The following is a 26,731-nucleotide window of genomic DNA, read 5'->3' on the forward strand; positions in this document are numbered from 1 at the left end:
CATCGCCTGCGTCATGCCCGCCTCGGGCCGCTTGACGCACTCCGTTCATGAACACGCGAGGATTCCATGTTCCATTCATTGCCGGCCCGTTGGCTGGCTGTCTTTCCCGCCCTGGCGGCGCTCGCCGCCGCGGCCCAGCCGGTGCCGGCCCTCGCGCCGGCGACCGGTGAAGCAGCCACCCGTGCGCCCACCGCCCTGAGCTACAAGTCCGCGCTCGAGGGCTATCGACCGTTCACCGACGACAAGCCCATCCCGTGGAAAGAGGCCAACGAGACCGTCCGCCAGCGGGGCGGTTGGAAGGCCTATGCGGAGGAGGCGGCGGGTGGCGGCGCGGCCGATGCGCCTGCCGCGCACCAGGGGCACACGATGCCGATGCCTCCCGCGAAAAAGGAGCAGAAGCCATGAAGCGCGCCTTGCGCCTCACGGCCGCCGCTGCTGCGGCCGTCTTGCTGGCGGGCTGCGCCTCCGTCGGCATCGACGACGCCCTGCAGGACACCAACACCCAGGCCCAGCAGTTCACCGGCGGCAAGCTCGAACTCAGCCGCACGCAGGAACAGCGTGACCGCCGCTCCGCACTGACGCAGGAACTGCTGTCCAGGCCGCTGTCGCAAAGCGACGCGGTGCAGCTCGCGCTGGCCAACAGCCCCGCGGTCCAGGCCCTGGTGGCCCAGAGCTGGAGCGACATCGCCGCGGCCAACCAGTCGAGCCGGCTGCCCAACCCGGTCTTCAGCTTTGAGCGCATGCGCCTGAACAGCGAGCTCGAACTCGGGCGGCTCCTGTCTTTCGGCCTCGTGGACCTCATCCTGCTGCCGCAGCGCCTGTCGATCTCGCGCAGCCAGTCGAGCCAGGCCAAGGTGCAGCTCACCGGTGCGGTGGTCGACCAGGTCACGCAGGTGCGGCAGGCCTGGGTCCGCGCAGTGGCCGCGCAGCAGATGCTGCAGTACGCCGAGCAGGTCAAACGCTCGGCGCAGGCCAGTGCGGAACTTGCGCGGCGCATGCAGCAGATCGGCAACTTCAGCAAGCTGCAGCGCGCGCGCCAGCAGGTCTTCTATGCCGATGCGACCACGCAGCTGGCCTCGGCGCAGCACGCCGCCACCGCCGCGCGCGAGGAACTGATCCGCGCCCTGGGGCTCGACGATGCGCAGGCCGCCAGGCTGGCCTTGCCCGACCGGCTGCCCGATCTGCCCAAGGCGCCGCGCGAGGCCAAGGAAGTGGCTGCCACCGCGACCGAGCAGCGCCTGGACGTGCAGCTCGCGCGCGCGCAGCTCGACGTGGCGGGCAAGTCGCAGGGCATCAACCTGCTGTCGACCTTCGTCGACGTGGAGGTGGGCGGCCGGCGCGACACCGTGTTCGACAACGCCGAAGGCACCAAAAGCACGCGGCGCGGTTTCGAGCTCGACATCCGGCTGCCGCTGTTCGACTGGGGCTCGGCGCAGCGCGATGCATTGAACGCGCAATCCCTGGCCGCGGCCAACCGCTACGACGCCACCGTGCGCGGCGCTTCTTCCCAACTGCGCGAAGGCTACTCGGCCTACCGCACCGCCTACGACATCGCGCGGCACTACCGCGACGAGATCGTGCCGTTGCGCCAGGCCATGGCCGACGAGAACGTGCTTCGCTACAACGGCATGCTGATCGGCGTCTTCGAGCTGCTGGCCGAGGCGCGCGACCAGATCGCCAGCGTGAGCAACGCCATCAACGCCCAGCAGCAGTTCTGGCTGGCCGATGCCGCACTGGCGGCCTCGGTGATCGGAAAGCCCACGGCCATGGGCGCCACGACCGCCAGCGCGGGAGGCGAAGCCGCCCCCGCCGGCGCCGCCCATTGAGCGCGGCATCCGCGTTCACCAACGATTCGAACGACATGACCAACAGACGCAATTTCCTGAGCGGCGCCGGTGCCATCACTGGCGCCCTTGCGGCCGCGAGCGTGAGCAAGGTGGCCATGGCCGCGCTGCCCGAGCCCGTGACCCAGACCACGCCCAACACCATGCCGCCGCTCATGCCCGCGAGTGGTCGGCCCTACAACCCCGTGGTCACGCTCAACGGCTGGACGCTGCCCTGGCGCATGAACAACGGCGTGAAGGAATTCCACCTGGTGGCCGAGCCTGTGGTGCGCGAGATGGCGCCCGGCTTCAAGGCCAACCTGTGGGGCTACAACGGCCAGTCGCCCGGCCCGACCATCGAGGTGGTCGAAGGCGACCGCGTGCGCATCTTCGTGACCAACAAGCTGCCCGAGCACACCAGCGTGCACTGGCATGGCCAGCGCCTGCCCAACGGCATGGACGGCGTCTCGGGCCTGACCCAGCCGCCGATCCGCCCGGGCAAGACCTTCGTCTACGAGTTTGTCGCGCGCCGCCCCGGCACCTTCATGTACCACCCGCATGCGGACGAGATGACGCAGATGGCCATGGGCATGATGGGCTTCTGGGTGACGCACCCGAAGGCCGAGCATCCGCTGATCGAGAAGGTTGACCGCGACTTCGTGTTCCTGCTCAACGCCTACGACGTGGAGCCCGGGAGCGCCACGCCCAAGATCATGACCATGCTGGACTTCAACCTGTGGTCCTGGAACAGCCGGATCTTTCCCGGCATCGATTCGCTCAACGTGCGGCTCAACGACAAGGTGCGCATCCGCATCGGCAACCTCACGATGACCAACCACCCGATGCACCTGCACGGGCACGAGTTCCTCGTCACCGGCACCGATGGTGGGCCGACCCCCAGGAGCACGCGCCAGTACGAGGTGACCGCCGACGTGGCCGTCGGCCAGATGCGCCAGATCGAGTTTCTTGCCGACGAGGAGGGCGACTGGGCCTTCCACTGCCACAAGAGCCACCACACCATGAACGCGATGGGCCACGACGTGCCCACCCTCATCGGCCTGGACCACAAGGACGTAGCCAAGCAGATCACGAACCTGGTGCCCGACTACATGGTGATGGGCGAGCGCGGCATGGCCGACATGGGCGAGATGGAAATGCCCATTCCCGACAACACCGCGCGAATGATGACCGGCGAAGGGCCCTTCGGCTCGGTCGAGATGGGCGGCATGTTCAGCGTGGTGAAGGTGCGCAGGAACCAGAAGCCCGGCGATTACAGCAACCCCGGCTGGTTCAAGCACCCGAAGGGCACCGTGGCCTACGAACTCGACGGCCCGGCGCCCGAAACATCGCGCCAGCGCGATGCCGGCGCGGCCGCGATGCCTGCGCAGAACATGCCCGCGAAGAACATCGAAGTCCAGATCCGCAAGCCCGGCGGTGGCCACTCCGGCCACTGATTTTTCATCTTTCTTGTCCCTCTTTCTTCCAACCTCGAACCCTCAGAAGGAAAACCATGAAGCACAACATCCTCCGCAACACCGCCTTCGCAGCACTCACTGCCCTCGCGGCCGCGGGCGCCCTTGCCGCCGGCAACCACGCCGGGGGCCACGGCCATGGCGATGCCGACACGGCCATCGGCCAACCCGGCGTGGCTGCCAAGGCCACGCGAACCATCAACGTCGACATGACCGACGGCATGCGCTTCACGCCCGCCGACATCAAGGTGAAGCAGGGCGAGACCGTGCGCTTCGTCGTCAAGAACTCCGGCCAGCTCAAGCACGAGCTCGTGCTCGGCACCGAGAAGGAACTCAAGGAGCACTACGAAGCCATGAAGAAGAACCCCGAGATGGAGCACGCCGATCCCAACATGGTGACCCTGGCCGCGGGCAAGAGCGGCGAGATCGTGTGGCAGTTCACCAAGGCCGGCAAGTTCGACTTCGCATGCCTGCAGCCGGGCCACTACGACGCCGGCATGAAGGGCGCCGTGACGGTGGCCAGCAAGACCGCTGCCGCCAAGTAAGAAGACAACCCACCCTCCAGGAGAGACACGACCATGTCGAAGATTCGCATTGCACTCATGGCGGCGCTGGCCGCATTCGCTTTCACGGCTTCTGCCGCGGAGCTTGCCGATGGCGAGATCCGCAAGGTGGACAAGGACAACAAGAAGCTCACGATCAAGCACGGCCCGCTCAAGAGCCTGGACATGCCAGGCATGACCATGGTTTTTGGAGTGAGCGACGAGACCGTGCTGGACAAGTTCCAGCCGGGGGACAAGGTTCGCTTTGATGCGCAGAAGGCGGATGGGAAGATTGTTGTGACCCATATCGAGCCTGCGCGCTGAGGGGCAGTAGCTTCGGCGACCGAGCACCCCCCGTACTGGCAACCCAGCTTCAGCGGCTGGGTGACAGGCGGCCTTTTTGTTCCTTGGCAGCAACGGAAGAACTACTCGCGCACGTCAACGCCGTGCGGGCCTGCACTCTGGACCAATTCTGTGTGGATCTGCCGCAGATTGCGCCGCTGTTTCCGCGATTTGGTGGCCTCGATCGCAAGCCAGGTCGCGAGCTTGTCGGCATAGGGATCGAGCTTGCTTGAGCTCGCCCGCTTGGCGTAGCGCGGCGCTTCGTCGCCGGCTCGCAGGTACTTCTTTACGGTGTTGCGAGACAGGCCTGTACGCCTTGCAATCTCGCGAATGGACATCTGCTCGCGCAGGGCCCAGCCTCTGATGACACTCAATGTCGCCACGTCTATCACTCCTAGGATCCCCTGCCTTAAAAATGAGCAGGGTAGGGTTTTACGTGGGTCAGTCTTAGACGGAAATTAGTGCGTTAGCCGGGGGTGCGGATAAAAACTTGGACTGGTTTATGCCGCAAGTCCAAGGCTCACCCGGTATTCGATAGGGCTGAGAGAGCCAAGAGAGATCTTGATCCGCTTCTCGTTGTACCAACGGATGTACGAGTCGACCGCCTCGATGAATTGCTCAATGGTGGAGTTCTTCCAGTCTCGAGGATAGAACAGTTCGTTCTTCAGCCGACCGAAGAAGCCTTCGCAAGCTGCGTTATCAGGTGAGCATGCCTTGCGAGACATCGAGCGGGTGAAGTTAGCGTCGCTCATTCTTGATAGCCAACCTGGCCAGCGGTAGTGGCCGCCCCGATCGGAGTGAACCACAGGCCGGTGAGTAGTTTCGGCCACTGTCTCGATGGCTGCATCCAGCATCGTGTTGACCAACTCAGCGTCCGGACTGGTCCCAATGGTCCAGCTGACGACCATTCCATCGAAGCAGTCGATGATGGGCGAGAGGTACACCTTGCCAGCCGGGATCTGGAACTCCGTGATGTCCGTGAGCCATTTCTCGTTGGGGACCACGGCCTGGAAGTCGCGGTTGATGAGGTTCTCAGGCGCTGGACTGATCTCGCCAAGGTATGACGCATACCTGCGCTTCCTGGGCTTTGGAACAACCAGGCTTTCCTGCTTCATTAACCGCTGCACGACCTTCTCGGAGATCGCGACGTCCTGTCTAGTGAGCGAAGCTTGCAGCCTGCGGTAGCCATAGCAGCGGTGGTTCGACTCAAAGATGTCGGTGATGGATTGCCGCACCTCCAGGTACTTGTCGCCCACCGCTGCACGTGCCCGATGGTAGAAGTACGAACTACGCGCAAGATCCAACTGTGCAAGGAGCTCTGGCAGGCCATAGTGCTCCCTGAGGGCGTCAATCAGCAGTGTCTTCTCCCGGTTGGACAGGAGCTGCAGGTCGACGCCCAGGCCTTTTTTTAACAGTTCGTTGGCCTTGTTCAAGAGGTCCTGCTCAAGGCGAAGTTGCCTGACTTCGCGGCGCAGCGACTCAACCTGACGCTCGAGCTCGTCGCGCTCTTGCGACGGCGGAGATTGATTGGTGCTTTTCATGGATGCGGGTGCCTCACGTCCCAGAAGTTGGTTCTTCCAGTTGTACAGCGTTGGCCGGCACACGCCGAACTTGTCGGCTACAGCCTGCGCACTTTCCTCACGCGTGCAAAGCTCCATGACTCCCGCTTGCATCAGCTCCCCGGAATACCTTCGTCGCCCCACACTGCCAACGACAGCCCTTCTGACCTCAGGAATGGCCTCGCGAACCCACGCGGTCAGTGTCCCTCTGCCGGGGTAGCCCAATGCCCTCATGGTGGCAGCAATGCAGCGGTCGTGAGTGAGGTAGTGCTCGATAGCTGCCGCTTTTTGCTCCTGCGAGAACTTGGGTCTCCGGCCCGCATAGCCCGCTGGCAAGTCAAGCTTCTGCTGGTATTCGTTGTACCAGCCCTTCAGAGAATTTTTTGTTGGATAACCCAGCTGACGGATAGTGGGTCTGACGCGTTTGCCAAGCTTGATGTAGAGCTCAACGGCTCGAATCCGATCTTCGTAGGAATACATGAACTACCTCTAGGTAGTCCAAGTTTTCGTCCGCACCCCCGCCGGGTCAATTTTCGGTGGCAATCAACAATCGAGCAGCATGATGCTTCTCCGTTAGGGGCAACAGCACTGGTGAGTCGCCTTCCAGGACCCACTTTCCATTCGCTGGCCAATGTCCCTGAGCGCGTTTTCGACCTTGCCCCCGCGCTTCTCGACGCCCTTGAGCGTCCCGATAAGATTGGAGAACAATTTATAGCGCTAACTGCACGTCTATCCATGCCTGAAGTGATGACGCTATGACCTTGAACCCTGAAGGGCTCAGGTCCCCTAAGCCAGAGGCATAAACGTTTTTTTGGGACGCTTCGAGTGACAAAAGGACGCCCATGCCGCCACTATCGTCGCCGACGAGCAGGTATCCGGGGGCGTATTCGAAGACCTCGTAGGTTTGATTGCGCTCGGCCAAATCTTCGTGAGGATAAAGACTAAGTCCGCTTTCAAGAAGGCAACCATCTGAGAACATCAGGAACTGGATGTAATCATTAGGTAGTCGAATGCCAAGTTGTTGTTCGGCGCTAGCCACGTCGTTTGAATTCGCACCGGCGCGTAGTCCGCGAAGATTTGCGATAGCAGAAAAATTCATTTGAATGCCCCAAGACAATCGAAGTACTTATAGCTCTTTTTCATCGCCCTACGGGCGACGTCTGTCGGAACACCTGCATTGATCATTTGTCTATACCCGGTGTTGAATTCATCCCTGACAGTGGTCGTCCCCCAGCGCCCGCCAGGCTGGCTGTCGAGACCGCGACGCTGAGCTCTTTGGGCTGCTGAGATTTGGGCATGAGATTCACCGCTAGCGGAACGAAGTAGGACTGCTGGCGCTTGATTTCTGTCATACCCAGGGATGTTCTGCTCAGGCCACTCGTTCTGAACAGGATGATGCGATTGAACAAATTTGTCGGCACGGGTATTGCGATTCCCCGGCGCCCTGTTGGTATCAGGACTCAACTCGCCGTGCTTCCCGCTGTCCAGATTGCATGCACCGCCTGGTCTTACCTGAAGGCCTAACGGATCAATCCACTCAGTTGGATTCGATGCATACGCGTGCAGGTTTGGGCCACCGAGTAAGCCAATCGGATCTGCGCCGACAAACCTCCCGCTCTGCGGATCGTAGTACCGATGCCTGTTGTAATGCAGCCCGGTTTCCGCGTCCCAGTACTGCCCCTGGAACCGAATCGGATTCCTGAACCCCGCCTTCCGTCCCGCCTCGCTGATCGCCTGCTTCGCTTCGCCCCAGGCCTTGTAGCTGGCCGACCAGGCGATCCGCCCCTCATGGTCCGTCAGCTCCTGCGGCGTGCCCAGATGGTCGCACTGGTAGAACGCGATCTCTTCTCTCGCAAAGGCCTGCGGCGTCCTGAGCTGCTGCCCATTCCATAGCGGATCCTGCTCGATGTCGTAGCGTCCGCCGTTGGCCGCGATCAGCGCCTTCACGTCGGTGGTCTGGCTCAACGCCACGGCCTGCGCCTGGCGGATCTGCACCAGCGGCACGAAGGAGCCGGGCTCGTGGATGTAGTGCACGCTGTCGCCGCGCCAGGCCTGCTGCTCCTGTTGGCCCTCGGTGCTCTGCGTGCTCTCGAAGGCCAGCGTGTCCCCGTCCCAGCCGAACAAGGTCGTCGCGTATGAGCTTCGCTTGGCGATGCGCCGGCCCAGGGCGTCGTAGCTGAAGGTGGTGGTCTTGCCGTAGGTGCTCGCACTGCGCATGCGGTTGAAGCCATCCCAGGTGAACACGTTCTTCTCGCCGTTCCAGGTCCGCTCGATGAGGTTGCCGCGCTCGTCCCAGGTGTAGTGGGTGCCGGCGTAGTCCTTGAGCAGGTTGTCCATCAGCCGACCGGCCATGCTGCGGCCATCGCCGCCCAGGCGCACCGCGACGCGGGTGGTGACGCGGCCGGTGGGCCTGCGCGTTGGCACCGGTGTCGTCGGAAGGATGGCCAATGTTGCCCGCCGGATCGAAGGCGAAGGTCTCGCGCCCCAGGCGGCTGCGGGCTCCCGGCAGGTCACCCTACATCAGGACTTAGTTTGCTCAAGAATTCGGAAAAAGAGCTTGCTACCACTTCCGTATTTTCGAAATAGTTGCTCGCATCATCGTCTGATTCGAAATTATGATCCCAGCACAAAATTTCTCCAAAATTGCGCGCGTCGATATTAAGCAAAATCAAGTCTCCACCGCCTCCGGATGCAATAGGAATTGTTTTGCTGGGAATTCTGTCGCCGTAGATCTTCGTATGATTCTCTATGGAATCTCCGAATCCCGAGGGTGCATTCAATGCAAGAAGTGAATTTATGACTCGCTCATTGGATTTTGTCTTTAACAGAGTCGCGCTTGGGATGCCCCCGTTCTGATTTTTTAGAAATGCCTTGTAATCCTCGGGAATTGCTCCTGCCAAATCTTCAAGCCTCTGAATATCTTCGTCGGTTGGGTTGGGCATTTCATGAATTGAGCGATAAATTTTGCTTGTTCTTTTGTCAAATCTATTCCCGGCTCGTGCCTGTGCTTCCAGTTCTGCGTCGGATAATCCCAGCTTTTTAAACTTCAGACCTGCTATTGCTGCCTTCTATTTATATTTCTTCCTTTGGCGCGTTTCGTAGAAGAGCTGAAGCTCCGAAAGCTTGGAATTTCATTGGGTCATCAATTAGGATCCAATGTATTTATACTGCAATTTTAGGTTTGAGGTTTGTCCAAAAAGCTCAACATGCAATATTGGCTCGCTTGGTTTGTTATTGATCCATAAAACACACTCGGCACCCCATCTACTGCTGTCATTCATTTCGAAAAATTCAATATTGGGTCTTTTTGATTTTTCCGTTGAAAATGCGGATTCAAAAGGAGCAATTCCGAGTGAGAACTTCTCGTTAGGATAGTATTCCCGAACCATTTCTTGAATCTCCTCGGCCAATGCCTCGGAAACATTGAACTGATTTTTCAGCTCTTGTCGGTCGTCTTGGCTTATTGCTCGAATAAATTCGCTAAGAAGTTTATAAGCCTGAGCTCTAAATTCGTCGTTCATTTCATCTCCTCTTCAGTGGAGTGGTTGTGGATGTTCCTGCGCCCGCTCCAATGGATTTGAAATATCCGCGTGCTTGCAACGTTGCGCATTTTGCAGCTGCGGGGCTCAGTCCTGCCGCTTTCAGTGAGTTGTAGGCTACTACTGTCTCGCTACCCAAGAGTCCTGCCTGCGACGCATTGTCTTGCGCCCGATTGGCTCCGTAGTGAGGGGTGCCTCGCGTTGTTCCATCGGGATTGCGCCCCTGCAAACTAATTGCTGGAGCAGCGTTGTAGTCATAGCCACCGATATTTTTCATGGCTGCATCTTGATAGATGTGATGCGAGTCTTGGAGACCTCCAATCTTCTTGAGATCCCCGTGCTTGCCTGTTACTACGCCCTCTTCTGCGAGGATTCGTTCGCATTCACAGGGGCATGAATTGATCGGTGAAAGCCCCAGCGGATCGATCCAGTTCACCGGATTGGGAGCAAACTGATGAAGGTTCAAGCCTCCTCTCAACTTGATTGGATCGCTACTGACAAACCTCCCCGCCGCCGGGTCGTAATACCGATACCGGTTGTAGTGCAGCCCCGTCTCGTCGTCAAAGTACTGCCCCTGGAACCGAATCGGATTCCTGAACCCCGCCTTCCGGCCCGCTTCGCTGATCGCCTGCTTGGCTTCACCCCAGGCCTTGTACTGCGCAGACCAGGCGATCCGCCCCTCATGGTCCGTCAGTTCCTGCGGCGTGCCCAAGTGGTCGCATTGGTAGAACGCGATCTCTTCCTTCGCGAAGGCAGTTGGCGTCCTGAGCTGCTGCCCGTTCCATAGCGGATCCTGCTCGATGTCGTAGCGCCCGCCGTTGGCGGCGATCAACGCCTTCACGTCGGTGGTCTCGCTCAGCTCAACGGCCTGGGCCTGCCTGATCTGCACCAGCGGCACGAAGGAGCCGGGCTCATGGATGTAGTGCACGCTGTCGCCGCGCCAGGCCTGCAGCTCTTGCTGATCCTCGGTGCTTTGCGTGCTCTCGAAGGCCAGCGTGTCGCCGTCCCAGCCGAACAAGGTCGTCGCGTGTGAGCTTCGCTTGGCGATGCGCCGGCCCAGCGCGTCGTAGCTGAAGCTTGTGGTCTCACCGAAGGTCTCGGCGCTGCGCATGCGGTTGAAGCCGTCCCAGGTGAAGGTGGTGATTTCTCCGTTGCGGCTGCGCTCGATCAGGTTGCCCCGCTCATCCCACTTGTAGTGGGTGCCCGCATAGTCCTTGAGCAGGTTGTCCATCAACCGGCCGGCCATGCTGCGGCCATCGCCGTTCAGGCGCACCGCGACACGGGTGGTGACGCGGCCGGCAGGCTGCGCATTGATGTCGGTGTCGGACGGGTGGCCGATATTGCCCGCCGGATCGAACGCGAAGGTCTCGCGGCCCAGGCGGCTGTGGGCTTCCAGCAGGCGCCCCACCGGGTCGTAGCGGTAGCTCAGGTTGCCGCGGCGGCTGTCGCCGATGGCGGTGAGCTGGCCGGCCTTGTCGTAGTGGTAGCTGCGGCGGATGCCGACAGCCTCGATCGCTCCCGGCCTGGTCTGCGAGATCTGCTGCTCCAGCAGCCGGCCGGCCGGGTCGTAGCGCAGCTTCTGCGTCAGCCCGTTGCCCTGGTCGCGGCCGATCTCGCGGTGCAGGTCGTCGCGCTCGAAGCCCAGGATGTCCTGGCCGTCCACGAGCAGGCCGTGCACGTGGCCGGAGCCGTAGGTGAGCCATTGGGTGACGTGGCCATCGGGGCGGATGCTGGCGATGCGCTGGTTGAGCTCGTCGTAGCCGTGCTGCCAGACCGCCGTGTGGCCGTGGTCCAGGTAGTGCTGGTGCTCGCGCACGAGGTTGCCCGCGCGGTCGTAGAACCACTGGAGCCGGGCCTCGGCGTTGGTGGCCTCGACCAGGCGGCCGTTGCGGTCGTAGGCGAAGCGCTCGGCATCGTCGCCGGCCTGGCGCTCGCTCAGGCGGCCCAGGGCGTCGAATTGCAGCTGGATCGCGTGTCCGGCTTCGACGACTTCGGCGAGTACGCCGGTGGTGGGCTCATAGCGGTATTCGGTGGCCTTGCGGTCGAAGTCGGTTTCTTCGAGCAGCTTGCCGACGGGGTCGTAGCGGAAGTCGTAGCGGCTGCCGTTCTCGTTGTGCAGCTCGCGCAGGCGGCCCAGCAGGTCCCAGTGGTACTTGAGGGTGTGGCCGGCCGCATCGGTGCGCTGGGCCACGAGGCCGGCGCGGGTGTAGCCGTAGCTGGTGCGGCGGCCCAGCGCGTCGGTGTGCGCGAGCAGGCGGCCCTCGGCGTCGTGCGCGAAATACTCGCTGGCGTTGTCGGGGTGGACGATCTCCTCGAGCTGGCCCGGGTGGTTGGCCTGGCCGGGCATCGCGGACTGCGCGGCTTCGCCGGCTTCGGCGTAGCGAAAGCGGGTGGCCTGGCCCAGGGCGTCGGTGATCCTGGCCAGGCGGCCGCGGCCGTCGTAGGCCCACTGGGTGGTCTTGCCGGAGCAGTCGGTGTGGCTGGCCAGCTGGCCGTCGGGGGTGTAGGCGAGGGTTTTGATGCCGCCCCTGGCATCGGTGATGCGCACGGGGCGCCCGGCGTTGTCGTAGGCGTATTCGGTCTTGTGGCCGAGCGGGTCGATCTCTTCGGTGAGGTTGCCGCTTGCGTCGTAGTCGCGCTTCCAGGCGCCGCCTTCGGCGTCGAGGATGCCGGTGATGCGGTGGCGCGCGTCGTAGGCGTAGTGCACGCTGCTGCCGTCGGCGCGGGTGTGGGTCTTGAGGTTGCCGTTGGCGTCGTAGACGTAGTCGTCGGTGGTGCCGTCGGTGTGGATGTGGCGCGTGATGTTCTTGGCGTCGTCGCGCAGGAACCATTCCTCGCGCTTGTCCGGGTGGATGATCCGGTAGGTGTAGCCCAGCACGTCGTAGTAGTACCAGGTCTCGCCGCCCATGGCGTCGGTCAGGTAGGTGAGGCGGATGTTCTTGTCCCACTCGAGCGTGAGCGCAAAGCTGCCGTCGTCGGACCATTCGCGCACGGCCTTGGCATCGGCGCCGGTGCCGTCGTATTGCAGGTTCATGCCGCGGCCGGTGCGGTCGGTGTAGCGGGTGACGAGGTGATGGTTGTAGCTGTACTGCCAGCCGGCGCCGTTCTCGTCCTGCGCGGCGACGAGGTCGCCTTCGGCGTCGTGGGTGTAGGCGGCCAGCTGGCGCACGACGCGGCCTTCCTTCAGCTCCCACAGGGCCTTGATGAGGCCGGTCTGCGCGTCGGGCTGGGTGCCGACGTGGGCGATGATGGCCTCACCCTGCCTGCTGATGATGTCGCTGAGCACCTGCTCGCCGGTGGCCGCGATCACGTGGTCGTAGCGCAGGCCGACGGCGGCGCCGCTGTTCGTGTGCTGCGCCACCAGCCGGAAGTGCTGCTTGCCCTGCGCGGCGGCCTTGGCGGGCACGGTGTCGACCAGCTCGTAGGTTTCGCGCCAGTCGGGGGCCTGGCCGGCCGGCATGGGCTTGCCGAAATCGACCGCGAGCAGCCGTTCGCCGAGGCGGGTGAGGGTGATCTCCTCGATCGGGTTGCGATGGCTCTGCCCCACGGCCAGCAGCGGGAAGGCGTGGCTGCGGCCATCGGCACCGCGATAGATCAGGCTCATCTGGCCCTGGCGGCGGCCCTTGGCGGGCTTGGCGACGTCCACGCGCGTGCTGTAGGGCGTGATCCAGCGCGCGCCGAGGCTGCCCTGGTCGAAGGCGGCAAGATCGCTGCGGTAGGTGCGCGTCCAGGTGATGGGCAGGGGGGCGCCGAGCACGAAGTCGGTGTGGTCGAAGCTCTCGCAGCCGGTGGCCAGGCTGATGGCGCCGCCCGCGGCGGCGTTCGTGCAGTTCTTGCAGCCGGGGTCGCCGCCGGCCGGCACCTGGGCGGAGGTAGCGGCCTGTTCGCCGCCAGGCTTCTTGCTCTCGACCTGCGTTCCGTTGTTCGCGGAAATGTTGGCACTGTGCTTTCCCTTGCGCCTGAGCAATGCATCCTTGAGGATCTTGATCATCCACTTGATGCCGTACTGCAGGCTCTCGTCGCCCAGCCGCATGATCTGCCGGCGGGCCGCGCCCTTGAGGTCGGTCAGGCTGGCGACGGTGTCCCGGATCATGGCCTTGGCGCTGTCGGGCAGCGCATAGTGGCTCGCGGTGGCCGCCGCGTAGTTGGCGGATTTCTTCGCGGCCTCGGCCGCGGCGGCCATCATGCGGCTCCAGGTGCTCTGGGTCTTGGGGTCGTAGGTGTTCCTCTCGGCAGCGGCGCCGGTCGCGAACACCGGCTTCTCGCCCAGCGCCACCTGCAGCGCGCCGATCAGCGCATCGGCGATGCCGTCGACCTTTTTTGCGCAGGACTGCAGGAAGTCGTCGAGATAGCCGAGCGCCTCGTCCACGAACTTGTCGAGCGTGCCGGCGATGGTGTCGTTCAGGTGCGTGATGAGCACGGCGATGAACGCCTCGCCGATGTTCGGCACCGCGTTCTTGGCCGACTTGGCGATCTCCTGCTTGAGCAGGTGCAGCATGGGCCGCAGGCTCATGCGCGCTGCGCCGGTGGCGGGCGGAAACGGGATCACGCCCAGCAGGTTGATGGCCAGGCTCACCCACTGCAGCACGTCGCTGTACGCCTTCTTGGTGACCATCTCGATGAGGTCCCAGACCGCGTCGATGAGCGCCATGATGTTGCCGATGACCGGCAGGCTGCCCGCGAAGGTCGCGAGCACGTTCAGCGTGACGTAGTCGTTGGTGAGCTTGCGCAGCCACTTGTCGATCTTGGCGGCGCCGGCGCCGATGTCTTCCTCGCCGATGGTGTTGAGCGGTGCCACCGCGGTCTGGCGCTCGCGCTCCTTGGCTTGCGCGTCGTTCTGGGGGGCCTGGTCAGCCATTCGCGGATCTCTCCCGTGTTCTCATGTGGTCGTCGTCTTGCGGTGCCGGCGATCAGCCCGCGAAGCCCGGCGTCTGGCCGCCCGGCGGCGTGGCCAGGGACTTCAGCGATGGCATCGAAGGCAGCGACGCGGGCAGCTTGGGCACCATGGCGCCCACGGTCTGCGCGGCCATGCCGCTGGCCGCCTGGCCGACCTGGCCCCGCAATGCCTTGGCGCCGCCTTGCTGGATGGCCTGCACGGCGCCGACGGCCTGCTGCGCGGTTTTTGGGCTCAGAAGGCGGGGTCTCGCCCCGCCTCGGTCAGGCCGGGTTTTCTAGTCCGACGAACCGTTCTCGTAATGCATGTGCTCTTGAGCAGCAGAAGAGAATTTTTGAATAAATTCTGGCGAACAATCCCGCTCGCTCTTGACTTTGAAATTTTCATTGTCGATAGCCCATTGATAAACAGATATTCCCACCGGATATTTTGTCAGGACGCCGGACAATTTGCCATTTTTAATCCAGTCTTCAGCCTCCATTTTGCTTTCAAAGATGGCCGATGGAAAACGACCCCCAACACCATTGAATACCCAAACTTCTCTCATTTAATTCCTCAAAATTTATTAATCGCAGCAATTGCAATCATTTGGAAGATTTTGATACCTATGCCAGCGCTGTATTCTGTCGACGCTGGATCTCAATTTCGACTTATTGCCATCGATGAATGCCTGCTGGGCAGCTGTCAACTTCGTTTTGCTATCGAGCGGGTTTCCATTTTGCCCGACTGGAATATTCAGTCCACCTTCTCCGCGTAGATGGAAATGAGCGGGAGCATGATCGCCACTGCGAACGTAGTGTTCGAGTCTCAAATTTCCATCCGATGCAATTACTTTTTCGGGCAATGCCGGCTCCGTCGAATTCTTTCTTGTTTGGCATCGCTCTTTCTTTTTGCTGAGCCCCAAAGGGTCAATCCACTCAATCGGATTCGGCGCATACGCATGCAGGTTGACGCCACCTGCAAGCTTGATCGGGTCTCTGGACACAAACCGGCCGCTGCCAGGATCGTAGTAGCGATGCCGGTTGTAATGCAGCCCGGTCTCTTCATCAAAGTACTGCCCTTGGAATCGGATCGGATTCCTGAAACCAGCCTTTCTGCCCGCCTCGCTGATGGCTTCCTTCGCCTCGCCCCAGGCCCTGTAGCTGGCCGACCAGGCGATGCTGCCCTCGTGGTCCGTCAACTCCTGCGGCGTGCCCAGGTGGTCGCATTGGTAGAACGCAATCTCTTCCTTCGCGAAGGGGCGTGGCGGCTCTTCTTCGCGCAAGCCCTCGTTCCACAATGGGTCAAGTTCGATGTCGTAGCGTCCCCCGTTATCAGCCGTCAGTGCCTTCACATCGGTGGTCGGTGTCAGCCGCATGCTGCCCGGCCTGCGAATCTGGACGAGCGGCACGAAGCTATCGCGCTCGTGGACATAGTGGACGGTCTGGCCGCGCGCCCAGCCTTCGCCGAGGCTGCTGCTCTCGTAGGCCAGCGTGTCGCCGTCCCAGCCGAAGAGGATCTGGCTTGAATCGTTCTCTTTGCCGATGCGCCGGCCCAGCGGGTCGTAGCGAAACGTGGTGATCTGGTCATCGGTGCGGGCGCTGCGCATGCGGCCGAAAGCGTCCCAGGTGAAGCTTGTCTTTTTCCCGTTCTTCGTGTGTTCGACAAGATTGCCGCGCGCATCCCATTTGTAGTGAACGCCAGCATAGTTCTTCAGCAGGTTGTCCATCAGCCGACCGGCCAGATTGCGGCCTTGATGATCAAGTCTGACAGCCACGCGCGTCGTGATGCGGTTCGTGGCAAGGCCATCGGGTTGCGCGCCGGGTTGGGTCGCACCGCCGATGTTGCCGGCAGGATCGAAGGCGAAAGTTTCGCGCCCGAGCCTGCTATGTGCCTCCAGCAAACGTCCTACGGGGTCGTAACGGTAGCTGAGGTTGCCTCGGCGACTGTCATGAATACCGACAAGCTGGCCGGCTGCGTCGTAGGCATAGCCTCGCAGGACGTTGAGTGTGCCCGCCGATACACCAGCATTGGCACCGGGGGGTAGCTGCGTCCGCGAGATGCGTTGCTCGAGCAGTCGGCCCATCGCATCATGGCTCTGGCTCTGCGCCAGTCCGTTGCCCTGCTCGCGCAGGATTTCTTGATGGAGGTCGTCGCGTTCGAAACCCAGGATATCCTGCCCATCGACCAGCAAGCCGTGCAGATGGCCGGAACCGTAGCTGAGCCATTGGATGCTATGACCATCGGGCCGGATGGTTGCTACACGCTGGTTGAGTTCGTCGTAGCCATGGCGCCAGATGGCAGTCTGGCGACTGGCTAGGTCGTGCTGATGCTCGCGCGTCAGATTGCCTGCGGCGTCATGGAACCGTTGGAGCTTCGCGTCTTCGTTGCGTGCCTCGACCAGAAGACCGTTCTGGTCATACACAAAGCTCTCAACCTGACCATTCGCACGACGCTCGCTCAATCGTCCCAGCGGGTCGAATTCGTACTGCGTGATCACACCACCATCGACAACCTCGGCCAATGTGCCGGTAGTTTCTTCGTAGCGGTATTCGGTGGACTTGCCGTCGAAGCCTGTTTCCGAGAGCAATTTGCCGACGGGGTCGTAATCCAGGGTATATCGGCTCCCGTTTTCGTTGCGCAGTTGAGTGAGACGTCCCAAGAGGTCCCATTGGTACTGGAGCCTCTGGCCTGCTGCATCGGTGCGCCCAGCGACCAATCCTGATCTGGTGTAGTCGTAGCGGGATCGGCGCGCCAGCGCATCGGTGTGTGCAAGCAGTCGACCTTCGGCGTCATACACGAAATGCTCCCGGCTTCTGTCAGGCAGGGTGACTTCCTCCAGTTGACCGGGATGATTGGCGCCGCCTTGCGCGGCGGCGAGCGTGGCGTGGCTCAGTTCGGTGTAGCGGTAGAGTGTGATGTGACCCGCAGCGTCCGTGGCTCTGATTAGCCGGCCGCGTTCGTCGTAAGCCCAGCGGCTCGTCTTGCCCGAACAGTCGGTGTAGCTGGTGACCTGACCCGTGGGCGTGTAGGCCAGCGCCTTGACGCCTCCCTTGGCATCAATGATCTTGATAGGGCGCCCTGCTTCATCGTAGGCGTACTCGGTCTTGTGGCCCAGCGGATCGATTTCCTCGGTGATCAGGCCCTGCACATTGAGCGCGCGGCGCCACACGCCGCCTTCAGCATCGCGCCAACCTGTTGCGTGATTGAGCGCGTCATACTCGAAGTGGACCTGGCTTCCATCAGTGCGAATGTGCGTCTGCAGGTTGCCATTGGCGTCGTAGCGGTAGTCGTCTGTACTGCCGTCGGGATGGATGTGCCGCGTGACGTTCTTCGCCTCGTCCCGATAGAACCATTCCTCGCGCTTGTCCGGATGGATGATGCGGTAGGTGTAGCCCAGGATGTCGTAGTAGTACCAGGTCTCTTGCCCGAGAGCGTCGGTGACGTAGGTCAACCGGATGTTCTTGTCCCACTCCAGCGTGGTGGCGAAGGTGCCGTCGTCGGCCCATTCGCGCACGGCTTTGGCCTGCGGGTCCGTCCCGTCGTACTCAAGGTTGATGCCGCGACCGGTGCGGTCGGTGTAGCGGGTCACGAGGTGATGGCTGTAGCTGTAATTCCAGCTCGCGCCGTTCTCGTCCTGCGCCGCGATCAGGTCGCCGTTTTCATCGTGCGTGTAGGCCGCGAGCTGGCGGATGACCTGCCCCTCCTTGATCTCCCACAAGCTTTCGATCAACCCGCTCTGGGTGTGAGGACGGGTTCCGACGTGGGCGAGGATCACATCGTCCTGCCTGCTCACGATGTCGCTGAGCACCTGCTCGCCGCTGGCAACGACGTGGTCGTAGCGCAGGCCAATGGCGGCACCGGTGCGGGTCTGCTGGGCGATCAGGCGGAAGTGCTGCTTGCCCTGGATGCGGACCTTGCTGGCAACGGTGTCAACGAGCTCGTAGGTCTCGCGCCAATCGCTGGCCCCGCCTGCAGGCATGGGCTTGCCGAAGTCAAGGACCAGCAACGTCTGGCTCACGCGCGTGAGGGTGATTTCCTCGATGGGATCGCGATGGCTGCTCCCGATCGCGAGCACGGGATAGGCATGGCTGCGGCCATCGGCGCCATGGAAGATGAAACTGCGCTGGCCGCTTCGCTTGCCCTTGGTGGCGGTGGTGACGTCGATCCGCGTATTGAAGGGACTGAGCCACCGCGCGCCGAGATTGCTCTGGTCATAAGCAGCCAGGTGACTGTCGTAAGTGCGATGCCACGCTATGGGCAAAGTAGCCGCAAGCTCGAAGTCCGTGTGGGTGAAGCTTTCGCTGCCAGTGGCGAAACTGATGGCGTGCGGAGTCTTGCCGCGCGATCGTCCGGCGGGCCTCGTGGTTCCAGGCCCTCCTTGTTTGCAGCAATTACCGGAGTTGGTAGCGCCAGGCTGGAGACTGATGTGGCCCAATTCGCCGCCGGGATTGTGCTTGCTGGCCTCGGCCCCTTTGTTGGCCGCCACGTTGACCGCGACCTTGCCCTTGCGCTTGAGCAGAGCCTGCTTGAGGATCACGATCATCCACGCGATCCCGTATTGAAGACCGGCATCGGCGAGCCTCATGATCTGGTCTCTCGCCAGCGTCTTGAGGTCGACAAGGCTGGCGATCACATCATGGATCTTTGCCTTGACGAAGTCGGGCACACCATATTCGGCTGCGGTCGCGACCGCGAGGTTGGCGGTGTCTGTGACGACACCGGAACCCCACTCCAACACGCGCGACATGGTGCTCTGTGTTTCAGGGTCGTAGGGATGCTTCTCGGCTCCTGTTTTTGAGAACAGCGGCTTCTCGCCGAGTGCGATTTTTAGTGCACCGATCACGCCATCGACTATTTCGTCGACCTTCTTCGCGCAATCCTGCAGGAAACCGCTGAGATATCCCTCCGCCTCGGCTACGAACTTGTCGAGCGTTCCCGCGATGGTGTCATTCAGATGGGTGATGAGAACATTGACGAAGGCCTCGCCGATGTTGGGCACCACGTGCTTGGCTGCATTGACGGCGGTCTTGGCGATCTCCTGCCTGAGCAAGTGCAGCATCGGGCGCAGACTCATGCGCGCCGCACCGGTGGCTGGTGGAAATGGAATGACGCCCAGCAGGTTGATGGCGAGACTCACCCACTGCAACACATCCGCGTACAGCTTCTTGGTGATCATGTCGACGATGTCCCAGACGGCATCGATCAGCGCCATGATGTTGCCGATCACCGGTATGCCACCCGCGATGGTCAGCAGGGTGTTCAGGTCGACCCTTTTGTCGCTGATCCGGAGCAGCCATGCGTTGATCTTTGCCTTGCCAGCGCCGATGTCTTCCAGTCCGATGGTGTTGAGCGGCGCAACCGCTGTCTGGCGCTCGCGCTCCTTGCTTTGCGCGCTCCCTGGAGCTTCATCAGCCATTTATCGATTCCCCCGATTTGTTCTTTGTCGACGCAGTACCAGCAATCAGCCCGCAAATCCTGGCGTCTGGTCAGGCAGTGCCCCGGGCAGTTTGGTTGCCAACGCAGCGACTCGCTGAGTTGCCATGCCTGTAGCCGTCTGCGCCACTTGTCCGATCAGTGCCTTCGCACCACCTTGTTGAACGGCTTGCACCGCGGCAACGGCTTGCTGGGCTGTGTCAGCCATCTGGGCGATCTGGCCTACTTGCCCCATCAGGCCACCGGCTTGTCCGAGCGCGCCGCCAGCTTGTCCCAAGCCTGCGCCCAGATTCCCGAGAGCACCGGCGCCACCGCTCATCAAGCTCGAAGCGGCAGCGCCAAGCCCGCCGCCCGGTGCACCCACTCCGCCGTCACCGCTGCCGACCGATCCTGCATCGGCGCTCGCGGCCTTGATGGGCCAACGATCGGGCTTCGCGAAATAGCTGCCCTTGTCCCACGGATCGCTCGGGTCCTGGCCGAAGGTCACTTTCGCCTGCCCGATGGGAAGGCCTGACACCGACGCAAACCCATTGCTGTCCAGCTTGCCCGTGTGCGTGCCCCCGTCGGAGTCCACCACCGTGTAGTCGCCTTGCTTCACGCCTTGCCGCATGGCGCCGTCCGCCTTGACGTACTGGTGGTACAGGTCGAGCTGGCCTCTCGGAAGCTGGGGCGGCTGCGGCAGCCGGGGCTGTCCGTCGCTCTTCGGCCCCACCATCGAATGCGAAGCCGCATGCGCGCGCCACAGGCCGTTGGTGCCGCTCTCGACGCCGCCGGCTGTCCAGCGCGTGTAGCTGGAGCCGCCGTTGATGAGGACTTCTTCCTTGGCGGTGATGGTGATCCGGCTGGCCTCCAGCTTGATGTCGAGCTTGGCCAGCGCGTTGATGCTGTCCTTGAGCGCCGTGAGGTCGATGTCGGCCGCGGCCGCCGCCATGCGGATGCCGTGGTTGAAGGCGACCATGCGCACGGCGTCCTTGGCGCTCACCAGGAAGCTGTTGCCGGTGGCCACGCTGGTGTGCGCGCCGCTGCTGATGGCCGTGTGCTCGACGCTCACGATGTGGGTGGAGCCCTGCGTCGTCGCCTGGATGCCCGCGGGGCTCGCCAAGGTCAGGTGCGGCTCCTGGAACTCCGGGAACTCGCCCTGGCCCGAGGGGCCACCGCTGCCCTTGATCGCGTCGTTCTGCGCCTTCAGCGCCCGGGCCACCTCGTCCTGGTCGCCCGCCTCGTGCGCCTTGGCCTGCTGCGCCACCTGCGCCAGGCTCTCGTGCAGGTCGCGCCCCTGCGTGAGCCGCGCGAGCGTCTCGCGCATGTCGGTGATGTGGCCCTGGGCGTTGGGGCGGGCCTCGGTGCTCAGCAGCAGGCCCCGGGCGGCGCGGATGGCGCCGTGCCCATCGGTGCGCAACTCGAAGCCCTGGCCGCGGTCGTCCTTGCGCCCGGCCGTGTCCTCGATGCGCCCGACGTGGCCCAGGCTCAGGCTGGTGCTCTGGTGGTCGCTCTTGAGCTGGGCCTGCACCTTGCCGTTCGAGTCATCGAGCGCCAAGTGGTTGCTCTTGCCACCGCCCAATTCGCGGCTGCGGATGCCCGTGAGCTGCTTCTGCTGGGGCAGTTGCCAGGCGGGCATCTCGTCGGCGTTGTGCACCCGGCCGGTGACGATCGGGTGGTCGGGGTCGCCGTTCAGGAAATCGACGATCACCTCCTGCCCGATGCGCGGCAGCGCCGCCGCGCCGAAGGTGGCGCCGGCCCAGGCGGTGGACACGCGCAGCCAGCAGCTCGAGTTCTCGTTGCGCTGGCCCAGGCGGTCCCAGTGGAACTGGACCTTGATGCGGCCGTAGGGGTCGGTCCATATCTCCTCGCCGGCGGGGCCCACCACCACGGCGGTCTGCGGGCCGCGGGTGCGCGGCTTGGGGGTGGTGCGGCGCGGGCGCCAGGCGTAGCTGGTGGGCTGGGCCTCGAAGGCGAAGCGTTGCACCGAGCCTTCGCTGGCGTTCGCGCCTTCGCTGGCCTGCAGGTTCTCCTGAAGGTCGTACTCAACAGCCAGCAGCAGGTGCTGGCGGTTCTGGTCCTCGCGCGGATGGTCCCGCAGGCGGAAGGTGTGGCCGGGGGCCAGTTCGCGCAGGTTGGCGCGGCCGCTGACCCGGCTGCGCTCACTCAGCTGTTCGTCGGTGCGGATGCGCGCGTAGGTCTCGCCGTCGTCGTGCTGCAGGTAGTCGCCCGGCCATTCGTACTGCTCGAAGCCGTCGTGCTCGTGGCCCGGCGGCATCTGGCGCCGGCTGGCGAGGTCGGCCTGGGGCTTCTCGAAGTCGTAGTGGTTGCGAAAGTGATGGCCGGGGCGGATCTCCTCGGCCTGCGCCCATTCGTAGATGCGCTCGCTGGCCTCCAGCCCGCCGGTCATGCCGGCCTTCTCGTGCGGGTGGTAGCGCACGGTCTCGCCGCCGGGCAAGGGGGCGTGCGAGCTGGCGATGTCGTCGGCGAAGACCAGCACATGCTGCTCGGCCTCGTGCCTGAACCAGAAGTAGATGCCTTCGTGCTCGCACAGGCGCGAGATGAAGTCGAAGTCGCTCTCGTGGTACTGCACGCAGTAGGTCCACGTGCGGTAGCTGCGGCTGAGCTTCTGCTCAAGGGGATGGCCGTAACGGCCCAGCACGGCCGCAACGATCTCGGGCACGGTCTGGTCCTGGAAGATGCGGAAGTCGGAGCGGCGCGTGGCGAGCCAGAGCCACGGGCGCAGACGCATCTTGTAGAAGGCCTGGCGGTCGTCTTCGTGCGACAGGCCGAAGCGGGTGACGAGGCCGGCCAGGTAGCGCGGGGCGCCGCTCTCGGTCTCCATCACGACGGTGGCGGGCTTGCCGAGCAGGGCCTTCGCGTCGATCGCGTTGCTGCTGCCCAGCAGGTCCAGGTCGAAGGCGTAGGCCTGGCTGAGCGCTTCGCGCCCCGCCAGCCGGTGAAATTGCAGTGCCTCGCCCAGGGGCGTCTGGATGGTGACGCGGCGTTTCATGAGCCGCCACCTTGCAGGAACGTGGTGTCCATGTGACCTCCCTGATCTTTTTCTTCTTCTGGAGAAGAAACTAGCCAATCAACTGTCTGGATGCAATGTGTGTGACAGGACGCATCAGACGGTCGGATTATGCAAGAGACCTTTGGTCATTCCTTGGTAATTCGGCACGGATCGGGGCTATTTGATCACAGTTGGCGAAAGATGTAATCCATACGGACTACACGTGCCGCGCTCAATCGGGCTCGATGAAGCCCTTCGGGTTAACCCGCGAGCGCACGCATCTCCGCGATGAGGTCGGCCTTGCCCTCAAAACCGATGCCGGGCAGCGGCGGCAGCGTGACGTAGCCGCTCTGCACCTTCACGCCGTCGGGGAAGCCGCCGTAGGGCTGGAACAGGTCGGGGTAGCTCTCGTTGCCGCCGAGCCCGAGGCCCGCCGCAATGGCCAGCGACATCTGGTGGCCGCCGTGCGGAATGCAGCGCGAGGGCGACCAGCCGTGGTCCTTCAGCATGTCGAGCGTGCGCAGGTATTCGACGAGGCCGTAGCTCAAAGCGCAGTCGAACTGCAGCCAGTCGCGGTCGGGCCGCATGCCGCCGTGGCGGATCAGGTTGCGCGCGTCCTGCATCGAGAACAGGTTCTCGCCCGTGGCCATGGGGCCGGCGTACACCTCGCCCAGCTTCGCCTGCAGTTCGTAGTCGAGCGGGTCGCCGGCTTCCTCGTACCAGAAGAGCGGGTACTGCGAGAGGGCGCGGCCGTAGTCGATGGCAGTGGCCAGGTCGAAGCGGCCGTTGGCGTCCACCGCCAGCTGCTGGCCGGGGTCGAGGATCGTGAGCACCGACTCGATGCGCTCGCAGTCCTGCGCGAGCGTGGCGCCGCCGATCTTCATCTTGACCACCGAATAGCCGCGCTCGAGGTGGCTGGCCATCTCGCGCTGCAGGCCTTCGAGGCCCTTGCCGGGGTAGTAGTAGCCGCCCGCGGCATAGACGAACACGCGCGGATCGGGCGTGCCGTTGCCGTAGCGTTCGGCAAGCAGCTGGTAGAGCGGCTTGCCGGCGATCTTGGCGACCGCGTCCCACACGGCCATGTCGATGGTGCCCACGGCCACCGAGCGCTCGCCGTGGCCGCCGGGCTTCTCGTTGATCATCATGCGGGCCCAGATCCTGTGCGGATCGAGGTTGTCGCCGGTCTCGTCGAGGAGCGAGGCGGGCTCGGCCTCGAGCAGGCGCGGCAGGAAGCGCTCGCGGATCAGCCCGCCCTGGCCGTAGCGCCCGTTGGAGTTGAAGCCGTAGCCCACCACCGGCCGGCCGTCGCGGATCACGTCGGTGACCACCGCCACGAGGCTCAGGGTCATCTTGGAGAAGTCGATGTAGGCGTTGCGGATGTCCGACTTGATGGGACGCGTGGACTCGAGGATGTTGACGATCTTCATGGTGCTTGTTGCTGGAGGAAAAAAGAGGAACTCAGCGGTGCAGCGACGCACCGCCGCAGATGGCGATGTCCTGGCCGGTGATGGCCGCGGCCGGCGCCGAGAGAAGAAAGGCCACCAGCGCGGCGATTTCCGCGGGCCGGATCAGCCGGCCGATGGGCGGCAGGCGCGGCGCGCTGCCGGCGCGCGCCGGGTCCTGCAGCATCGCGGTCTGCGTGGCGCCGGGCGACACCACGTTGAGGGTGACGCCGCGCTCCGCGACCTCGGCCGCCCAGCTGCGCGCGAGCGCGACCAGCGCCGCCTTGGTGGCGGCGTACTGGCCGCGGCCGGGCATGCCGTGCGCCACGCGGCTGCCGACGAACACCACGCGGCCGCGGCCGCGCGCGGCCATCGCAGGCACCAGCGCATCGGACAGCCGCGTGGCGGCGTCGACATGCAGGCGCCACATCAGCTCGCCGCCCGCATGGTCGAGCTGCCCGAGCGGGCCCACGCGCAGCACGCCGGCCGCATGCACCAGCGCATCGGCATCCTGAAGAGCAGCCGTGGCGCGCGCGATGGCCGCGGCATCCGCCAGGTCGACCGCCGCATGCGCGAAGCCTGCATGCGACAGCGTGGGCGCCGCCAGGTCGAGCCCGCTCACGCGCCAGCCCTGCTCGAGCAGATGCAGCGCAATGGCGCGGCCGATGCCGCTGCTGCTGCCCGTCACCACGGCATGCGGGGCGGCTGCTTCATTCGACACGGATGTTGCCCTCCACGATGATCTTCTTCGAGCGCTCCATGTCGGCCTGCTGGAACTTCGCGAAGTCGTCGACGCTGCCCGGCGTGAGCAGCAGGCCCTGTGCGTTCAGCGTCTCGCGCATGTCGGTGCCCAGCGCCTTGTTCACTTCGGCGTTGAGCCGCTGGGTGATCGCGGCCGGCAGCTTGGCCGGACCCCAGAGGCCGTACCAGCTGTAGAACTCGTAGCCTGGAATGCTCTCGCCCACCGTGGGCACGTTCGGCAGGCTGGTGGCGCGCTGGGCCGAGGTGACGGCCACCACGCGCAGCATGCCGCTCTTGTGGTACTGCAGCGAACCCAGGATCGGGTCGATGAAGCCGTCGATCTGCCCGCCGATCAGGTCCTGGAAGGCCGGCGCCGTGCCCTTGTACGGCACGATCAGGTAGTCGAGCCCGCCCGCGCGCTTGAGCAGCTCGGTCGACAGGTGGCCTGCCGAGCCGATCGATCCCACCGCGAAGGTCATCTTGCCCGGATGGGCCTTGGCGTAGGCAATGAGCGACTTGACGTCGGTGATCGGCAGGTTCTTGTTGATGGCCACCGACAGCGGCGCCTTGGCGACCAGCGCCACCGGCGTGAAGTCCCTGGCGACCTCGTAGGGCACGGACTTCATCGTCATCGGCGCCGTCGTGAAGGTCGAGGCGTTGAACAGCAGCGTGTAGCCGTCGGCCGGCGCCTTCGACACCGCGTCGGCGCCGATGACGCCGTTGCCGCCGGGCCGGTTCTCCACGATGAAGGGCTGGCCCAACTGGTCGCCGAGCTTCTGCGCGAGCAGGCGGCCGACAGTGTCGAGCGTGCCGCCGGGCGGGAACGGGATCACCATGCGCACGGGGCGGGTGGGCCAGGGCTGTGTTTGTGCAAAGCCGGAGGACGCCGCGGCGAGCGCGAAGGCCGCGAGTGCGGCGCGCAGGAAATGGGTGCGTTGCATGTCTCTTGTCTCCTTTGTGTTTTTCGGGGGAAGGGCGGCGTGCCTTCCGTGTGTTCTCTCAGCGCTTCGACAGCCCGGCCTGCGCCACGGCGGCGCGCAGCGCGTCCATCTCGCGCGCTTTCGGCGCCTCGGTCGGCGGGCGCACCGTGGCGTTGTCGAGCACGCCGGCCAGGTACATGCCGCCCTTCATGCGCGCATGCGCTTCGCCGGTGGGCTCGCCGCCGCCGTACACGGCGTCCTTCAGTGGCGTGATCAGGGCCTGCACCGCCATCGCCTTCTTCAGGTCGCCGGCCTTGACCGCGCTCCACAGGTCGATGATCAGTTGCGGAATGAAAGTGGCAAAGCCGACCAGCGCGCCGTCCACACCCTGCACCATCGAAGCCAGCAGGTACTCGTCATGGCAGGTGAGGATGGCCTTGGACGCATCGGCCTCGCGGATGGCCTGGATGTCGCGGGCGTACTTGTTCATGTCGCGCTGTCCGACCTTGAAGGCCTGCAGGTAGGGCAGGCGGGCCAGCTCGGCCAGCAGCTGCGACGAGTAGGAGGCGCGGGTCCAGGCCGGGTACACATGGCAGACCAGGTCGAGTTCCGGCGCGGCGCGGTGGATGGCCTCGAAATACTGCAGCGCATGGCCCGGCATGAAGCCGAAGCGCAGCCAGTGGTGCGGCGGCATCACGTCGAGCGCGGCCGCGCCGGCGGCCTGGGCGGCGCGCGCATGTTCGGCGGCTTCGGCCAGGCCCTCGCACACGATCGACGAGATCACCGGCGTGCGGCCGCGCAGCTCGTCGGCGACGATGCGGGTCACTTCGGCGCGTTCAGCCGGGGTCAGCGAGAACACCTCGCCGGTGTGGCCGTTGGTCATGACCGCCACCACGCCGTCGTGCCCCGCAAGCCACGAGGCGAGCTTGCGCAGCGCCGGTTCGTCGATGCGGTGGTCGGTGGTGAAGGGGCAGGAAATGGCGGGAATGATCCCGCGATAATTCGCGATGGAAGGCATGCTGTGTCTCCGTTGGGGTTCAAGGTGCAGGA

19 protein-coding genes and 1 pseudogene are annotated in these 26,731 nt (G+C 63.8%); 5 read left to right on the forward strand and 15 right to left on the reverse strand.

From position 1 onward, the window contains the following. Positions 1-66 precede the first annotated feature (66 nt). The 5 genes from VAPA_RS28080 to VAPA_RS28100 are packed head-to-tail and all read left to right on the forward strand — an operon-like array spanning position 67 to position 4,161. Positions 67-405 (forward strand): hypothetical protein, encoded by a 339-nt coding sequence (locus VAPA_RS28080; RefSeq protein WP_021003596.1) that lies wholly within the window; start codon positions 67-69, stop codon positions 403-405. Next, the gene (locus tag VAPA_RS28085; protein WP_021003597.1) at positions 402-1,826 is read left to right on the forward strand and encodes a TolC family protein; all 1,425 of its coding nucleotides are present in this window, start codon (positions 402-404) and stop codon (positions 1,824-1,826) included. Before VAPA_RS28080 ends, VAPA_RS28085 begins: the two co-directional genes overlap by 4 nt. Positions 1,827-1,861: 35 nt before the next feature. Then, the gene (locus tag VAPA_RS28090) at positions 1,862-3,277 is read left to right on the forward strand and encodes a multicopper oxidase family protein (RefSeq protein ID WP_021003598.1); all 1,416 of its coding nucleotides are present in this window, start codon (positions 1,862-1,864) and stop codon (positions 3,275-3,277) included. Between the two features lie 56 nt (positions 3,278-3,333). Continuing rightward, positions 3,334-3,840, forward strand: coding sequence for a cupredoxin domain-containing protein (locus VAPA_RS28095; RefSeq protein ID WP_021003599.1), 507 nt, complete (start codon positions 3,334-3,336; stop codon positions 3,838-3,840). Between the two features lie 33 nt (positions 3,841-3,873). After that, the gene (locus VAPA_RS28100; protein ID WP_018904753.1) at positions 3,874-4,161 is read left to right on the forward strand and encodes a copper-binding protein; all 288 of its coding nucleotides are present in this window, start codon (positions 3,874-3,876) and stop codon (positions 4,159-4,161) included. A 143-nt stretch (positions 4,162-4,304) separates the two neighbouring features. Here VAPA_RS28100 and VAPA_RS28105 read toward each other — a convergent pair. From VAPA_RS28105 to VAPA_RS28160, 15 genes and pseudogenes are all read right to left on the reverse strand, one after another. After that, positions 4,305-4,571 (reverse strand): annotated as a pseudogene (locus VAPA_RS28105) (helix-turn-helix domain-containing protein); the annotation flags it as partial. Positions 4,572-4,679: 108 nt separating this feature from the next. Beyond that, positions 4,680-6,218: an IS3 family transposase gene (locus tag VAPA_RS28110; protein ID WP_021003601.1), complete on the reverse strand. Its 1,539-nt coding sequence runs from the start codon at positions 6,216-6,218 to the stop codon at positions 4,680-4,682. Between the two features lie 229 nt (positions 6,219-6,447). Then, positions 6,448-6,837, reverse strand: a complete 390-nt coding sequence (locus VAPA_RS28115; RefSeq protein WP_080666882.1) for an SMI1/KNR4 family protein — start codon at positions 6,835-6,837, stop codon at positions 6,448-6,450. Continuing rightward, positions 6,834-8,186, reverse strand: a complete 1,353-nt coding sequence (locus VAPA_RS28120) for an RHS repeat-associated core domain-containing protein (RefSeq protein ID WP_021003603.1) — start codon at positions 8,184-8,186, stop codon at positions 6,834-6,836. Before VAPA_RS28120 ends, VAPA_RS28115 begins: the two co-directional genes overlap by 4 nt. A 62-nt stretch (positions 8,187-8,248) precedes the next feature. Beyond that, positions 8,249-8,680, reverse strand: coding sequence for an SMI1/KNR4 family protein (locus VAPA_RS34155; RefSeq protein ID WP_021003604.1), 432 nt, complete (start codon positions 8,678-8,680; stop codon positions 8,249-8,251). A 204-nt stretch (positions 8,681-8,884) separates the two neighbouring features. Beyond that, complete coding sequence (locus VAPA_RS34620) at positions 8,885-9,259, reverse strand: DUF7668 domain-containing protein (protein ID WP_021003605.1); 375 nt, start codon at positions 9,257-9,259, stop codon at positions 8,885-8,887. Between the two features lies 1 nt (position 9,260). After that, positions 9,261-14,135, reverse strand: coding sequence for an RHS repeat-associated core domain-containing protein (locus VAPA_RS28125; RefSeq protein WP_021003606.1), 4,875 nt, complete (start codon positions 14,133-14,135; stop codon positions 9,261-9,263). Between the two features lie 52 nt (positions 14,136-14,187). Then, entirely contained in the window at positions 14,188-14,373 is a 186-nt protein-coding gene (locus VAPA_RS28130; protein ID WP_021003607.1) for a hypothetical protein, read from the reverse strand. A gap of 75 nt (positions 14,374-14,448) precedes the next feature. Beyond that, a complete protein-coding gene (locus VAPA_RS34160) occupies positions 14,449-14,718 on the reverse strand; it encodes a DUF7710 domain-containing protein (protein WP_080666883.1) in 270 nt (89 codons plus the stop codon). Between the two features lie 18 nt (positions 14,719-14,736). Further along, positions 14,737-19,569: an RHS repeat-associated core domain-containing protein gene (locus VAPA_RS28135; protein WP_021003609.1), complete on the reverse strand. Its 4,833-nt coding sequence runs from the start codon at positions 19,567-19,569 to the stop codon at positions 14,737-14,739. 45 nt (positions 19,570-19,614) lie between these two features. Then, positions 19,615-22,578 (reverse strand): type VI secretion system Vgr family protein, encoded by a 2,964-nt coding sequence (locus VAPA_RS28140; RefSeq protein ID WP_021003610.1) that lies wholly within the window; start codon positions 22,576-22,578, stop codon positions 19,615-19,617. Positions 22,579-22,838: 260 nt separating this feature from the next. Continuing rightward, positions 22,839-24,005, reverse strand: coding sequence for a mandelate racemase/muconate lactonizing enzyme family protein (locus VAPA_RS28145; RefSeq protein WP_021003611.1), 1,167 nt, complete (start codon positions 24,003-24,005; stop codon positions 22,839-22,841). 31 nt (positions 24,006-24,036) lie between these two features. Next, positions 24,037-24,741, reverse strand: coding sequence for an SDR family NAD(P)-dependent oxidoreductase (locus VAPA_RS28150; RefSeq protein WP_021003612.1), 705 nt, complete (start codon positions 24,739-24,741; stop codon positions 24,037-24,039). Next, positions 24,731-25,702 carry a Bug family tripartite tricarboxylate transporter substrate binding protein gene (locus VAPA_RS28155; protein WP_021003613.1) on the reverse strand — a complete coding sequence of 324 codons (972 nt, stop codon included), beginning with the start codon at positions 25,700-25,702 and terminating at the stop codon, positions 24,731-24,733. Before VAPA_RS28155 ends, VAPA_RS28150 begins: the two co-directional genes overlap by 11 nt. A gap of 58 nt (positions 25,703-25,760) precedes the next feature. Beyond that, positions 25,761-26,699, reverse strand: coding sequence for a dihydrodipicolinate synthase family protein (locus VAPA_RS28160; protein ID WP_021003614.1), 939 nt, complete (start codon positions 26,697-26,699; stop codon positions 25,761-25,763). Positions 26,700-26,731: the final 32 nt, after the last annotated feature.

Origin of the sequence: Variovorax paradoxus B4 (assembly GCF_000463015.1) — a bacterium.
GTDB lineage: Bacteria > Pseudomonadota > Gammaproteobacteria > Burkholderiales > Burkholderiaceae_C > Variovorax > Variovorax paradoxus_E.